The 14748-nt window shown below is 44.9% G+C and carries 17 protein-coding genes and 1 riboswitch; all 17 genes read right to left on the reverse strand.

The window, feature by feature from the left end:
• Window positions 1-75: 75 nt before the first annotated feature.
• Window positions 76-1593, reverse strand: coding sequence for a F0F1 ATP synthase subunit alpha (gene atpA / locus H9647_RS13000; RefSeq protein WP_191800557.1), 1518 nt, complete (start codon window positions 1591-1593; stop codon window positions 76-78).
• Between the two features lie 16 nt (window positions 1594-1609).
• Window positions 1610-2158, reverse strand: coding sequence for a F0F1 ATP synthase subunit delta (locus H9647_RS13005; RefSeq protein ID WP_191800559.1), 549 nt, complete (start codon window positions 2156-2158; stop codon window positions 1610-1612).
• Window positions 2155-2643, reverse strand: a complete 489-nt coding sequence (gene atpF / locus H9647_RS13010) for a F0F1 ATP synthase subunit B (protein ID WP_191800561.1) — start codon at window positions 2641-2643, stop codon at window positions 2155-2157. Before atpF ends, H9647_RS13005 begins: the two co-directional genes overlap by 4 nt.
• A gap of 91 nt (window positions 2644-2734) precedes the next feature.
• Window positions 2735-2947 (reverse strand): F0F1 ATP synthase subunit C, encoded by a 213-nt coding sequence (atpE, locus tag H9647_RS13015; RefSeq protein WP_091160819.1) that lies wholly within the window; start codon window positions 2945-2947, stop codon window positions 2735-2737.
• Between the two features lie 113 nt (window positions 2948-3060).
• Window positions 3061-3822 (reverse strand): F0F1 ATP synthase subunit A, encoded by a 762-nt coding sequence (gene atpB / locus H9647_RS13020; protein ID WP_191800563.1) that lies wholly within the window; start codon window positions 3820-3822, stop codon window positions 3061-3063.
• Window positions 3823-3855: 33 nt separating this feature from the next.
• Window positions 3856-4233, reverse strand: a complete 378-nt coding sequence (locus tag H9647_RS13025; RefSeq protein WP_160032712.1) for an ATP synthase subunit I — start codon at window positions 4231-4233, stop codon at window positions 3856-3858.
• Complete coding sequence (locus tag H9647_RS13030) at window positions 4226-4447, reverse strand: ATPase F0F1 (RefSeq protein ID WP_160032711.1); 222 nt, start codon at window positions 4445-4447, stop codon at window positions 4226-4228. Before H9647_RS13030 ends, H9647_RS13025 begins: the two co-directional genes overlap by 8 nt.
• Window positions 4448-4730: 283 nt before the next feature.
• Complete coding sequence (wecB, locus tag H9647_RS13035) at window positions 4731-5885, reverse strand: non-hydrolyzing UDP-N-acetylglucosamine 2-epimerase (RefSeq protein ID WP_191800565.1); 1155 nt, start codon at window positions 5883-5885, stop codon at window positions 4731-4733.
• A gap of 32 nt (window positions 5886-5917) precedes the next feature.
• A complete protein-coding gene (gene upp / locus H9647_RS13040; RefSeq protein ID WP_160032709.1) occupies window positions 5918-6547 on the reverse strand; it encodes a uracil phosphoribosyltransferase in 630 nt (209 codons plus the stop codon).
• Window positions 6548-6789: 242 nt separating this feature from the next.
• Window positions 6790-8040, reverse strand: coding sequence for a serine hydroxymethyltransferase (locus H9647_RS13045; protein ID WP_318245308.1), 1251 nt, complete (start codon window positions 8038-8040; stop codon window positions 6790-6792).
• Between the two features lie 39 nt (window positions 8041-8079).
• Window positions 8080-8676 (reverse strand): TIGR01440 family protein, encoded by a 597-nt coding sequence (locus H9647_RS13050; RefSeq protein WP_191800569.1) that lies wholly within the window; start codon window positions 8674-8676, stop codon window positions 8080-8082.
• A 170-nt stretch (window positions 8677-8846) separates the two neighbouring features.
• A riboswitch (ZMP/ZTP riboswitch) is annotated at window positions 8847-8929 on the reverse strand.
• A gap of 88 nt (window positions 8930-9017) precedes the next feature.
• Complete coding sequence (locus H9647_RS13055) at window positions 9018-9587, reverse strand: low molecular weight protein arginine phosphatase (RefSeq protein ID WP_191800571.1); 570 nt, start codon at window positions 9585-9587, stop codon at window positions 9018-9020.
• A gap of 121 nt (window positions 9588-9708) precedes the next feature.
• Window positions 9709-10269, reverse strand: a complete 561-nt coding sequence (locus H9647_RS13060) for a manganese efflux pump MntP (RefSeq protein WP_191800574.1) — start codon at window positions 10267-10269, stop codon at window positions 9709-9711.
• Window positions 10270-10341: 72 nt separating this feature from the next.
• Window positions 10342-11511 carry an L-threonylcarbamoyladenylate synthase gene (locus H9647_RS13065; RefSeq protein ID WP_404822626.1) on the reverse strand — a complete coding sequence of 390 codons (1170 nt, stop codon included), beginning with the start codon at window positions 11509-11511 and terminating at the stop codon, window positions 10342-10344.
• Between the two features lie 64 nt (window positions 11512-11575).
• Window positions 11576-12226 carry a stage II sporulation protein R gene (spoIIR, locus tag H9647_RS13070; protein WP_191800577.1) on the reverse strand — a complete coding sequence of 217 codons (651 nt, stop codon included), beginning with the start codon at window positions 12224-12226 and terminating at the stop codon, window positions 11576-11578.
• A gap of 237 nt (window positions 12227-12463) precedes the next feature.
• Window positions 12464-13672: an FtsW/RodA/SpoVE family cell cycle protein gene (locus H9647_RS13075; protein ID WP_191800579.1), complete on the reverse strand. Its 1209-nt coding sequence runs from the start codon at window positions 13670-13672 to the stop codon at window positions 12464-12466.
• A gap of 178 nt (window positions 13673-13850) precedes the next feature.
• Window positions 13851-14747 carry a peptide chain release factor N(5)-glutamine methyltransferase gene (gene prmC, locus H9647_RS13080; RefSeq protein ID WP_191800827.1) on the reverse strand — a complete coding sequence of 299 codons (897 nt, stop codon included), beginning with the start codon at window positions 14745-14747 and terminating at the stop codon, window positions 13851-13853.
• Between the last annotated feature and the right edge of the window lies 1 nt (window position 14748).

Here is a 14748-nt window from a genome sequence, read left to right on the forward strand (position 1 = left end):
AAGAAAGAGGGACTGCGGCGTACGTTGTGTTCGCGCAGCCCTTCTTTGGTTCTTTGATATGGAATACGATGCGGCTTAGTTCGATGATCTAGAGAAGCTGTTTCTGAATTTCTCAATAGAGTTTTTCAAAGCGGCTTCATTATCTGCAGTAAGCTCTTTCGTTGTACGGATGGATTCAAGAATCTCAGGGTGATTACTTTCCATGAATGAAAGATATTCTCTCTCAAAACGAGTTACATCACCTACTGGGATTTCATCCAGATATCCTTTAGTCGCTGTGTACAAGCTGACAACCTGTTGTTCAACAGGAAGTGGCTTATGCACATCTTGCTTCAGGATTTCCATCATCCGCGCACCACGGTTCAGACGAGCTTGTGTTGATTTATCAAGATCAGATCCGAATTGGGAGAACGCTTGAAGCTCACGATATTGAGCTAGATCCAGACGCAGGGAACCTGCTACCTTTTTCATTGCTTTAATCTGAGCGGAACCACCAACACGGGATACCGAGATACCTACGTTGATCGCTGGACGTTGACCTGAGTTAAACAAGTCTGCTTCCAAGAAGATCTGACCATCGGTAATCGAGATTACGTTCGTTGGGATATATGCAGAAACGTCAGATGCCTGCGTTTCAATAAATGGCAGAGCGGTTAATGAACCACCACCAAGTTCGTCATTCAGTTTAGCTGCACGCTCGAGCAAACGGGAATGCAGATAGAAAACGTCACCTGGGTAAGCTTCCCGGCCCGGAGGACGACGAAGCAGCAAGGAAAGTTCACGGTATGCAGATGCTTGTTTAGTCAAGTCATCATACACTACGAGCACATGCTCACCTTTGTACATAAAGTACTCACCCATTGCACAACCAGCATAAGGAGCTATGTAGAGAAGTGGTGAAGGCTCAGAAGCAGATGCAGTTACAACCGTTGTATACTCCATTGCACCATTACGGCGAAGTGTTTCAACTACTTGTGCAACGGTGGATTGTTTTTGTCCAATAGCAACGTAGATACATTTCATTCCGCTGCCTTTTTGGTTAAGGATCGCATCAATCGCAATCGCTGTTTTACCTGTTTGACGGTCACCGATGATAAGCTCACGTTGTCCGCGGCCGATCGGTACCATTGCGTCAATCGCTTTAATTCCTGTTTGCATTGGCTCATGTACCGATTTACGGGCCATAACGCCAGGTGCCTGGTTCTCTACCGGGCGGAATTCATCTGTTGCAAGCGGACCCTTGCCATCAACGGGTTGTCCCATTGCATTAACGACACGGCCGATCAAAGCTTCCCCTACCGGAACTTGCATGATTTGTCCTGTACGTTTTACTTGGTCTCCTTCACGAATGTCTGTGTAAGGTCCCATGATAACGATACCTACGTTGCTTTCTTCAACGTTGAGCGCTAGGCCCAATACGCCTGTAGAAAACTCTACGAGCTCACCGGACATTACGTTCTCGAGTCCATAAACACGGGCAATCCCGTCACCGACTTCGATAACAGAACCAACTTCGCTGACTTCGATGTCCGTTTTGTATTGTTCGATCTGATTTTTAATGATAGTACTAATTTCCTCAGGTCTGATACTCAAGCGTCCTCACCCCTCACTACTTTACTCGTCTTGTAAAAGACTGTTCTAGACGTTTCAGCTGGCCTGCCAGACTTCCGTCATAAATTGTATCGCCGATGGCAACTTTAAGTCCGCCAATCAAGCTTTTATCAATCACATTTTCAATGCGAATTTGTTTACCAATACGAGTGCTAAAATCTTTAGCTACTGTATCTTTCTCTTCCTGGCTAAGCTCATATGTCGAATACACACGCGCAGTAACCATTCCAAGTGAATCTGATTCGAATTTCATGTAACTTTCCACGACGGATTCCAGTGCATGGATTCGGTTACGTTCGATCAGCAGTTTAATTGTATTTAAGACCGGCTCAGATACTTTGCCTTGCAGACTGTTGTCTACAACACTCAGTTTCGAAGCAACACTGACGTTTGGAGAAGAGATAAATTTAACGATGTCGCGATCTCCTGTAATAGAGGTTGCAACCGCGTGAAGCTCGGCTTCGACTTCCAGTACGGATTGATTTTTGATCGCCACTTCAAACAACGCTTTTGCATATCTCTTGGCGATTACCGAATCCTTACTCATGGTCTGCCTCCTACTTCATTCAGATACTTTTCAACAAGCTCTTCCTGAACGTTGTCTTGCTTAACTTCTTTATCCAAAATTTTGGATGCGATTTGTACAGATACCGCTCCAAGTTCACTGCGGAGGGATTCAACCGCTTTATTTTTCTCGCTCTCAATCGCACGAACAGCTTCCAATTTCAGACGCTCTGCTTCTTGTTTTGCTTCATTCAGCATTTGCTCTGTTTGGTTTACACTTGTTTTGCGAGATTGTTCAATAATACTTTGAGCTTCATTACGCGCTTCTTGCAAAGCTGCTTTTTGCTCTTCTACATATTGGGTAGCCTGCTCACGAGTTTGTTTTGCTTCATTAAGCTGGGAAGCAACTAGCTCACGACGCTGCTCCATAATAGCGAACAACTTGTTAAATGCATATTTGGACAAAAGCCAATAAAGGATCAAGAACGAAACAATGGTAATAGCAATGTTTTCCCATAAAATGTGCACTCACGTCACTCCTTTCCGTTCATTCCTGTATCGTAACAAAAACGAAGGCGCGGATGGCATCGCCCTCCCCGCCAAACCGTTACTTCTGATATTATGAAAACATAATCAAGAACGCGATAACTGTAGCTGCCAAAGGTACTACCTCTACGATACCTACACCGATAAACATTGTTGTTTGCAATGGTCCACGAGCTTCCGGTTGACGAGCGATCGACTCAACTGTTCTACTTACGATCATACCGTTACCAAGACCTGCACCAAGTGCACCCAAACCTACTGCGATAGCTGCTGCTAACATTTCCATTTTTAAATTTCCTCCTCGAAATATATATACATTTTTTTGTTAACCTAACTTAATATAATAATCTCCTTCTACTTATAAACAGTTTTGGAGTTACTATTATTGTGGAAATGAATCTAATGTTCTTCGTGGATTGTTGTCTGAGCGATATACACCATCGACAAAATCGTGAAGATGAAGGCCTGCAAAGCACCTACGAAAATACTGAATCCTTGCCATGCCATCATGGCTGGAATACCAATCCATCCCATTTTGAGAATGGTTGAGATCAGAATCTCTCCCGCAAAAATATTGGCAAACAAACGAATCGCAAGGGCGATCGGCTTCGCCAAGTTCTCAATAATATTCAGCGGCAGAAACACTGGAAACGGTTCGATGTAGTGTCTCAGGTAATGCTTACGGTTGTATCTCAATCCAAGATAATTCATTAGAATGAAGATAATAATCGCAAGCCCTGCTGTAATCGAAATATCTGCGGTAGGAGATTTCCACCATAGAATTTCTGAATGTTCTCCATTACCAAGAGTTCTGGTCGCTTCAATTACGTGTCCGAATATACTTGCTGGCTCATGATGTTCCGAGATAATAGAGAACGGCAAACCAAGCATGTTGGATACGAAAATAAACAGAATCAGTGTCAATCCCAAAGTTATGTAAGGCTTACCTTTACTTAAAGGCATGGCACTTGCCACAATGTTCTGAACGAATTCAACGACCCACTCCATGAAATTTTGTACTTTAGAAGGATTCTCTACAGATAGATTCCGAACACACAAACGAACAAGTATGAACACGAATAGCACCGTCACTGTAAGCATTAAAACAGCGGAAAGGTCAATGTTCAATCCTCCGAGTTCGATAATCGGTGAGTCATGCATATTGATTTATTCACCCCTTTCCCCATAGTAATGTTATTTTCTTGATCTAGCGTTCACCAAGATACTAATTGGAATTGCCAAAATCTGTACCGTGAAAAGACCCATCACTGTAAAACCCACTGATATCTGGTCGAATCTCACAGCCAGCATGATAGCCAGAAGAGAGATACACATCCGTGACAAGAAACCAAAACTCACATATTTGCTTCCAGGAGTTACTACACTCTCTGAAACCTGATGAATTTTGATATACAGATATCTAAAGTTAAACAACCCTGCTGCAAGACCAATGATGAGGCCTAAAAACAAAGGACGTTGTTCAGGGAATATCACCCATACGAGAAGTGATCCCGATAAGAGGAAGAACGTCGCTCTTGTAACAGCATTTACAATGGAAGACAAATCATTCATTTTGTTCCCCCAAAAACTTCTTAATAAAAAGGGCTATATTTAGAACACCTAAAATGAGACCTGATAGACAGCCAATAGCAATCCAAAAACTTGGTCCATTCACAGCATTCATGAGCCACTTTCCTATAAAGTATCCGATCGTTATGTAAGCAGCCAGCAGGATGCCTGAACCACCGATACTCAAAGCAATCAACCACGGTTTATCCTGATTCATAATAAGACACAACCCATCCCTAGAAAGCGCTGTATATGGAAAATGAGTTAATATTCTCTTCCCTCTGAGATCAAGAGAAAAAGATGAAAAATGTGTCAAGTTTGTCCAATCCCAATTATCTTACTGAATGGTTTAAGCGTTTGTCAATCGGTAGAACAACCTGTTCTGGCTGTAAGAAACACTGAAAAATCTTGAAAGAAAATCAGAAAATCTTTCAAACCCTTATAAACCGTACAGTTTAACTGTACGCTCTACTGTCTATATTAAACGTTGAAGGCTTGAATTATTTTTTGAACTTTCTGTGAAAAGTCTCGGGACGTTCGCTTTTTTTACCGAAATAGTGCAAAATCGCACTGACAATACGCTCAGATGCATGTCCATCACCGTAAGGATTAGCCGCTTCGCTCATCGAAGCGTACAGTTCTGAATCCGTTAATAATGCTTTTGTTCTTGCATATACATTTTCCTCATCAGTACCAACCAGTTCCAGTGTTCCTGCCTCAATCCCTTCTGGCCTTTCCGTTGTATCACGAAGAACAAGAACAGGCACTCCGAATGAAGGAGCCTCTTCCTGCATTCCACCGGAATCTGTTAGGATCAGATGCGTGTGTGGATAAATGTTATGGAAATCTACCACATCAAGTGGATCAATCAGCTTAATACGCGGATGGTTTCCTAGCAGCTCATAAGCTGGTTCTTTAACGGCTGGGCTTGGATGTACGGGATAGACAATTGCAATATCCTCGAATTCATCGGCAATGCGTTTTACCGCCTTGAATATATTTCGATGTGGCTCACCTTGCGATTCTCTGCGATGCGCCGTCATCAAAATCAATCTTTTTCCTTTAGCAAACTCCAGCACAGGGTGGGTATAATCTTCGCGTACTGTATATTGAAACACATCTGTAACGGTGTTGCCTGTGACAAATACACTTGATTCCGATTTATTTTCACGCAGTAAATTGCCCCCGGACATATCTGTTGGAGCAAAGTGTAAATCTGCCAAAACCCCTGTTAGCTGTCTGTTCATTTCTTCTGGGTATGGAGAAAGTTTATTCCAGGTACGAAGTCCCGCTTCTACATGACCTACCTTGATCTGCTGTAAGAAAGCAGCATAACTCGCTAGGAACGTAGTCAGGGTATCTCCATGAACCAGAACGATGTCAGGCTTCGCTTCCCGCAGGACGGGTTCTAGTCCTTCCAGTACACGAACGGTAACTTCATTCAGAGTTTGGCGCTCTTTCATGACATCCAGATCGTAATCCGGTGTAATGTTAAAAACTTCAAGTACTTGGTCCAGCATCTGACGATGCTGGGCCGTTACACATACTATGGATTCGATATCTTCGGAGTGACGTTCCAGCTCCAAAATGAGTGGAGCCATCTTGATTGCTTCAGGGCGCACTCCGAATACCGTCATCACTTTAATTTTAGACATTGCTCAAGAGCCCCTTTTTATTCCGATTTTGTTTACTTGGTTCCGTACAGTCTGTCTCCCGCATCTCCAAGACCCGGAATGATGTAACCATGCTCATCGAGGCGCTCGTCCATTGCAGCAACATAGATATCTACATCAGGATGTGCCTCTTGAACTGCTTTCACACCTTCTGGCGCCGCAATCAGGTTCATCATCTTAATCTGAGTACAACCGCGTTTCTTAAGTACGTTGATCGCTTCAATAGCAGATCCGCCAGTTGCCAGCATCGGGTCAATCACGATGAGTTCACGCTCTGTTACGTCTGTTGGAAGCTTCGTATAGTATTCAACAGGCTGCAATGTTTCAGGATCGCGGAATAGTCCTACGTGTCCTACTTTTGCCGCCGGAATGAGTTTCACTACGCCATCAAGCATACCCAGTCCTGCACGAAGAATCGGAATAAGTCCGAGCATACGGCCCGAAATTACTTTCCCTTCTGTTTCTGCAACAGGGGTTTGTACAGTTATTGTTTCGAGTGGAATATCACGTGTAATTTCGTAAGCCATTAAAGTTGCTACTTCATCTACAAGTTCGCGAAAATCCTTTGTGTTCGTGCGCATGTCACGAATAATTGTCAATTTGTGTTGAATCAACGGGTGATCACATACCACCAATTTTCCCATTGTTTGTCCCTCCGGTAGTTTCATCTTCCATTATCAACTCCGGGCAGTTCCTGCTCACAGAAACAAAACCTGTCGATAAATCTTGTATATTATATCATTCCCTATCCTCAAATTACACTATAAACCGTGACAGCTTCCGGACATCAATCAAAAAAGACCGAAACTACATAAAGCAGCTTCGGTCTACATGAAATAAATAGCTTGCGAAAGCTATTTATTAGTATGGGTAATAATACTCAATTTTAGTACTTCAGATCAGGATAAAGAGGGAATTTATCTGTAAGCTCTGTAACTTGACGTTTTGCTTCTTCAAGAACAGCCGCATCTTTCGTGTTTTTCAGTGTCTTAGCGATGATCTTGCCAATCTCGACCATAGCCGCTTCATCCATACCGCGGGAAGTAGCCGCAGGTGTACCGATTCGGATACCGCTCGTTACAAAAGGACTGGTAGGATCAAATGGGATTGCATTTTTGTTCACTGTAATACCGATGGAATCAAGGACATGTTCTGCCTCTTTTCCCGTAATGTTTACACTGCGTGTATCAATAAGCATCAAGTGGTTGTCTGTTCCGCCAGATACGACATTGAGACCTTCAGCGATCAGGGTTTCTGCCAATACTTGAGCGTTCTTCACCACATTCTGAGCATACGTTTTAAATGATGGCTGTAATGCCTCACCCAAAGCTACTGCTTTTGCCGCGATTACATGCATCAAAGGTCCGCCTTGTGAACCAGGGAATACCGCTTTATCAATCGCTGCTGCCCATGCTTTGGTCGTCATAATCATACCACCGCGTGGTCCACGAAGTGTTTTGTGTGTTGTTGTAGTAACAAAGTGCGCATGCGGAACTGGACTTGGATGAAGGCCAGCTGCTACTAGACCAGCGATGTGAGCCATATCGACCATGAACAACGCACCAACATCGTGTGCAATTTTAGCAATAGCTTCAAAATCAATCGTACGCGGATAAGCACTCGCACCTGCTACAATCATTTTAGGGCGATGTTTAAATGCCGCTTTGCGGAGATCATCATAATCAATACGGAACGTATCTTCTTGTACACCGTAAGAAACAAAGTTGTACAAAAGACCGGAAGCATTCACCGGGCTGCCGTGCGTTAAATGACCGCCATGTGCCAGGTTCATACCAAGAACGGTATCGCCTGGTTTCAATGCTGCAAGATAAACCGCCATGTTTGCTTGTGCACCAGAGTGAGGCTGAACGTTCACATGCTCTGCTCCGAACAATTCTTTTGCACGATCACGAGCGATATCTTCTACGATATCCACATGTTCACAACCGCCATAATAGCGTTTGCCTGGGTATCCTTCTGCATACTTGTTCGTAAGAACAGAGCCCATTGCTTCGATAACTGCTTCAGATACGATATTCTCGGATGCAATTAATTCGATGTTATTTTGCTGACGTTTCAGTTCCAAATTCATAGCTTCCAGTACAGCAGGGTCACTTTTACGCAATTGTTCCATAATGATAATTCCTCCTAAGAAATAAAATAATATGAAAAAAAGTTAATCACATGTTGAGGTATTACTTGATGTTTCCATCTGATACACTGCGCGCTGACCCCCGATAAGTTTCGGTCTTGTTATCGCTGTTGTCACACGAGCCTCGCCAATATACCGTCTTTTCGTACGATAGGGTACGGCCACTCTGCGAAGATGCATCCCTATGAGTGTCTCTCCAATATCCATCCCTGCATGAGCTTCGATCGTCTCCGCGAGGCAAGGCTCTGTCAAAGAACGGTAAGCTGCTGCTGCCATAGAGCCGCCGGCTGTTGGAATCGGTATTGCAGAAACCTCGGTCAGACCTAAGCGTTCGAGTAATTGCCTTTCCATCACGAGTGCCCGATTGAGATGCTCACAACATTGAAATACAACTTCAAAACCAAAAGATTCCTTTACCTCGTTGATCCCACTAAGTAAGGACTGGGCAATTTCTAAAGCACCGCCTGTACCAATATGTTTGCCGGCTACTTCGCTTGTGCTCGTTCCAACCACAACGACTTTTCCAGGACCTAAATCCCCAGCTTCAGCGAGTTCCCTTAGAATCTCTGCGGTATGCTGGACAAGCTCATGCCATTCTGAATCAGACTTATGTTGTTCCATTGCCTTCCATCCTTCCCTTCTATGACGAGCATAACCAAAAGGTAAGGGCAAAACTCAAGTGAACAAACACCAATGATGTGTTCGCCTCGCCCTTTTTCATTTATTATAACGAAAAAAATGACGAAAGACGAAAAAAGAGCAGTCTGTACGTATAGATACGCACAGAAATGCTCTTTTGCCCAGGCGACCGGCCGATATTTCCAGTGCTCCATCGTGGTTTAATCCACACTTGTCGCCAGTTACACTGGAATCTATTTTTACATTCCATCTCATCATAGAACATCAGATGGCAGAAATCAACCATTTATGATTGCTTACTGTAAAATTTTTTATATTGTATATCACAGCTTATCCAGAAGTCGCTCTACTGCTAAGCGAATTTCTGCCGCTGTGACATCATAATCTTCCTTACTGCCGCCAAACGGATCAGATATATCAAAACTTGGGATACGCTGCTGGATCTCAATCATTCGCTGACGCTCGGCTGGTTCAATCTCATGACCAAGCGAAAGTTTCATTTCCAGCTCTGCATACAAACGATCTCTCTCTTTAAGATCCTCAAGGATTTGTACATCATCCTCCGTATATTCCTTCAGCGTGTAGATTCGGTCTGCTGCATTCGGGAAGAAGTGAAGCACATGCTGCTTATGAGAACCGGTTAATGTCAAAATAAGGTCTGCCCACTCTACGTGTTCCGATGTAAGTGAGGAAGATGTGATCGAGTCATGGATATCGTGATCCTGAAGTACCGCTTTTGCGTGACGAGAAATCATACTCCCATCTGTTGCTGCAACACCAGCAGATCGAACCTTTAGATCAACTCCACGTTCTGCTGCGGCTTTGCGAAGTAAACCTTCTGCCATCGGACTTCGGCATGTATTGCCTGTACAAACAAATAAAATATGTTTCATATTCTTCACCTCCATCAGGGCCTGTAAAGCCGATATCAATCTTTCCCCATCTGCAGGAGATCATTTCTATTGTAAATTGCTTTGACCTAATACGCAAAATTATACAGCAAGCTGCCTTATGTCAGAGAATAAACAAGAGACCAAAGGCAAGCAAAATCGCGCCTCCTACTGCCTCTCCATATTCACCCATATTGCGATTTACCCTTCTGCCAATTAGTAGTCCCACAACCGACATTAGAAATCCACACAGCCCAAAAGCAAATAACGTGAGCCATAAGTCAGTGCGGAACATGCCAAGAGTCACCCCAACAGAAAAGGAGTCAATACTCACACTAAAAGCAAACATCAATGTACCCGTAAACGTACGGTGATCCATGAAACTGGTCTCTCCAGAACGAAACGCATTAAAAATCATATGAGCTCCCAGCAGAAGTAACAGTCCCCCGGCTACATAAGAGGTAACTTGTCCAAGCAAGGAACTAAAATACTCACCTGCATAAAATCCCACGAGCGGCATGAGGACATGAAATATTGCAATTAAAATGCTCATACGAAGTACATGCAATAATCGAATACCCTTCATACCAATTCCTATTCCTAGAGAAAATGCATCCAAACCCAGTGCTACCGCCATTATCAGAATGGTAATAAGCTGGCCCCACTGCGCAGAAGCCTCCAGCATTGTTCATACCCCCATGTACAAAGCATTCTTGTACACCATATGCGGACAAGAATGGAAACATGACGAGTAAGTCTATTCAGCTACATGAATGATCTGATGGCCGGCTGCTTTCAGTAAGCGATTCATGATCGCATCTCCCAGGCCATCCCGGGGACACGCCTCGGCGTAAATTACCGAGGCGCCTATCTCGTCACAGCTGCGCAAAGCAGCGTATAGACGGTGAGCTGCTTCGGCAAGGCGCTCTAGGCTGCCGAGAGAATAGACAGCGTCCGCGCGGTACAGATGCAGGTGCTCGCTGAAGGCAAGCACCGCAGTACGTTCTCCGCGCGCAGCCGCTGCTGAGAGCGCACCATTCACATATGCGGCTACCGCATCGGGTGCGCCTTGCACTACACGAAGCTCTCCCTTAGGAGCGTAGTGCGTGTACTTCATCCCTGGCGAGCGAGGAGCAGGAGAGGAAGCATCTGTCTTGACTGGATCTACAGTGAGGCCAGGATCGAGGCGTACCTCGGCAGCTACCTCAGCAAGCTGCTCGGCTGTAATGCCGCCAGGTCTAAGAATCGTCACGGTCCCATCATCATGAGCCTCTACCACGGTAGATTCCACCCCTACTCCTGTAGGTCCGCCATCTACAATTCCGGCAATACGGCCCATAAGATCTTCTCGCACATGAGAAGCTGTCGTCGGACTTGGACGTCCCGAACGATTTGCGCTTGGTGCGGCAATCGGGCAATCAGCAGCGGCAATCAGTTCAAGTGCAACCGGATGATCCGGCATACGCACCCCAACCGTACCGAGCCCTGCTGAAACTTTCTCTGACAAGCTCTTTTGTTTTAGCGGAAGGATTAAAGTGAGCGGTCCTGGCCAAAATGTATCCATTAACCTGCTGGACAATTCATTAACCGGTTCCGTAAATCCGTCCAGCTGTGCTCTATTCGCGACATGAACAATAAGCGGATTATCAGAAGGTCTGCCTTTTGCAGCAAATACAGACTCTACAGCTGCCGTATTTCTCGCATCTGCACCCAGTCCATATACGGTTTCTGTAGGAAACGCAACAATGGAACCGTCTTGAAGCAAGGCTGCTGCTTCCTTCAAGTGTTCCATTGTCTCCTCTTTATTCATATCCCCTGTTACATCCCAGATGTGAGTCATCATATCTGATCTAATATCCGTATTAACGTCCGCTATATTCTCTATCGAATTCTTCTCATTACACATGTTGTTATCATCCAGTCTCATATATTAATTATCGTACATTATATCACAATTCATGCGCTCTTCGGGCTGAGAGGATATCCTTCAATTATGCCACTATACTCCCTACAAAATCCCAAGCTTTTACCAACATATCCCATAGGAAAAATCGGACTTCAGGCTCAGCAGCGCCCTCATTTTCTAATCCCTGCCCTGTTTGTTCATTACTCGCGGTCACATTCTTCTCCGCTACATCTCCATTGTTACCACCAACGAAACATAGAGGAGGAAATAACACGCACCACCAGTTCTGTCCTTCCCCTTTTCCAAGGGTAACTCGAACTGCTTCATAATCTCCTGCAGGATAGATCAGTTTGCCATACATTTTTGTTGGAAAAGGCACCGTCGCAAGCTCTACATTATATTCATAAGTCAGCCCGCGGTTTTTGAGTTCTTGTCCTACCAGTTCGTTCAGCTCTGGCAAATGTCCGCGAACCATGGTCCTAGCTTCTTCTAAATTATGTGGGTCAGCGAGTGCCGGCACCCACTCATTCATCTGCTCAACAACGGCATCCCGGATCTCTCTTTTGACCAATTGGTCGTGAGGCATATCCGAATTTGCCAGAATACGTAATCGGATCGAATCATGCGGAATGACAGCTTGATGTATGGCTGCATCCGATTTCTGACCTTCCCAGCTCATCATAACAATCATCATACACACCACAATCATGAAAAACTGTTTTATACTCTTCCGCATGTTTTTCTCCCCCTCGAACTCTTCATGTCTATCAGTATGTCCGCGAGTTGGTAGAGTTAAACCTATCAAACTTATTTTTATTAAAAAGAACTCATAGTTTCATAGAGTGAGCTTACCCTGTACAAAAAGAAGCATCCTCACGATCCTTCTTCAAAAAGAGGGTACCCGTGATGATGCTTCATTTTATCGATGTAACATTGGTTTTAATTATTGAATTTTCTAATTAAAGATTAAAATCTACGCCTTGGCTTGTTTACGACCAAACATGCGTTTCTTATTCTGACCGTTTGCCCCTGGAGCAAGAATATCATCATCGACTTCTTGTCCATGTACTTTGATACTCATAATGAGTCCGATACTCGCCATATTAATGAGCAATGACGTTCCCCCGTAACTGATAAACGGCAGTGTAATCCCGGTCAGCGGCATAATTCCAATAAATGCACCTATATTCTCAAATACCTGGTACAAATACATCGCGACAACCCCGACAATGATATATGGCCCTGATCGCTCCTTTGATTCCAGTGCAATCAGGATCATCCTATGGATTAATATAAAATATAACAGTAACACGACCGAAGAACCTACAAACCCAAACTCTTCTGCAATCAGTACAAAAATGGAGTCAGAGTAGGTGTATGGAACACGACCGGATTGAACGGAAGTTCCCTGCATAAATCCTTTGCCTGTAATCCCGCCTGAACCAATCGCAAGTTTCGCATTATCTGTATGCCAGGAAGCTTTGGCTGTTGCCTTTTCGGGCACGAGCCATGGATCAAGTCGTTCTACCCAGTGAGTACGTCCGAGCTTATCCAAATAATCATAGATATTATCATGATATACCGTATAAAGTTTAATCCCGCCGCCCACGAGTACGGCAATAACGACAAATCCGATTAAAGCGTGGGATGCTTTAATATTTCCGATCCAGAGCAGTCCAATTAAAATCACGACATAAGCCATTGCATTACCAAGGTCATTCTGAAGCATAACGAAGGCAAATGGAACAAAGGTCATGAGTCCGATCGGAACTACATCTCTCCAGAACTCTAGCTTCGCTTTCCCTTTTTTGATCAGCACGGAAGCGAGGAAAATAACCAGGATTAGCTTAAATAACTCGGCAGGTTGGACGGAGATCGGACCGATTTTAATCCAACCCGATGCATTATTAATATCTCCTCCAAAGAAATTAGCCGCTAATAGAATAAGCAACCCAAAGAAATAAATATAAAGCGCATATTTCACAAGCAATTTGTAGTCCACCAGTGTTATGGCGAACACGGCGCCAAATCCAAGTACATAAAAGGCAAGCATTCGCATGTGATGCCCTTCGAGCTTTGGATTACCATGGGTAGCGCTATACAGACATACTATACTGATAATCATCAGCATAAAGATGATCATCAGTATAGGCACATCCATCTTTTTAAACTTTTGCAGCATGAACCGTCCCCCTAAAGGCGAGACTGGGCATTAATCTAACCAGCCTTACATAATAATTAGCTTTGTGACACGAAAGGGAGGTTTATAACCCCTATGTTTCCTACGATCTATACCGACATGAAACGACACTATCCTCTATTGTAAAGGATGAAATCGTAAAAAGAAAATGTTCTGCAGCTTACAATTTCGTCACTTTTGTATGAATTCCAATGACATGTCTTTCAATGCCGGCTAGATCAGACACGATCTCGATTTGATCCCAGTGACCGGCCTGCCTTAACAGCTCTGCCACATCTTGCGCCTGCCCCTCTCCAAGCTCAAATCCTACCAAGGCAGGAGGCGCAGCAAGCAAGTCTAGCTGCGTCATCATAATCCGGTACGGAGCCAGCCCGTCCGGCCCTCCGTCAAGGGCTGTGCGCGGCTCATGCTCGCGCACTTCGCGCTGTAGTCCCGCGATATCTCCCGCCGGGATGTAAGGCGGGTTCGACACCAAGATGTCGAACCTCTCTCCCGCGAAGGGCACAAGCAAGTCGCCCTCGCGAAATGACACAGCTGCGCCGTTTGCCGCTGCGTTCTTCGCGGCAACTTCCAGCGCATCTGCGCTGATGTCGCTGGCTGCGACGTCCCAGCGCGGGCGCGCGGTTTTCAGCGTCACCGCAATAGCGCCGCTGCCTGTACCAATATCAATGACCCGCGGTGTTCCGCTTGGCCACAGCGCATCGCCGTGCTTCATAATCGCCTCGACCAATAGCTCGGTCTCGGGTCTTGGAATGAGCACAGCTGGGGTTACTTCAAACTGCAGTCCGTAAAACTCCTGCTGTCCAATAATATATTGGGCCGGTTCTCCGCGGCCTTTCCGATTCACAGCATCCGTGAAAGCTGTGATCCGCTGCGCCGGAAATGGTTCCGGCTGTGCCATATAATAAGCAGCTCCTTCGAGGCCAAGCACATGCATCAGCAGAAGCCGTGCATTGTTTTGCGGCTCCAGCACACCGCAATCCTCTAAAAAAGAGGAAGCCTTCACAAAGGCTTCCCGATTGCTGCTTCCCTGCGGTAAGTTAAATTCTTGCCGCATC

It is taken from the genome of Paenibacillus gallinarum, assembly GCF_014836635.1.
In the GTDB taxonomy this organism is placed as follows: Bacteria; Bacillota; Bacilli; order Paenibacillales; family Paenibacillaceae; genus Paenibacillus; species Paenibacillus gallinarum.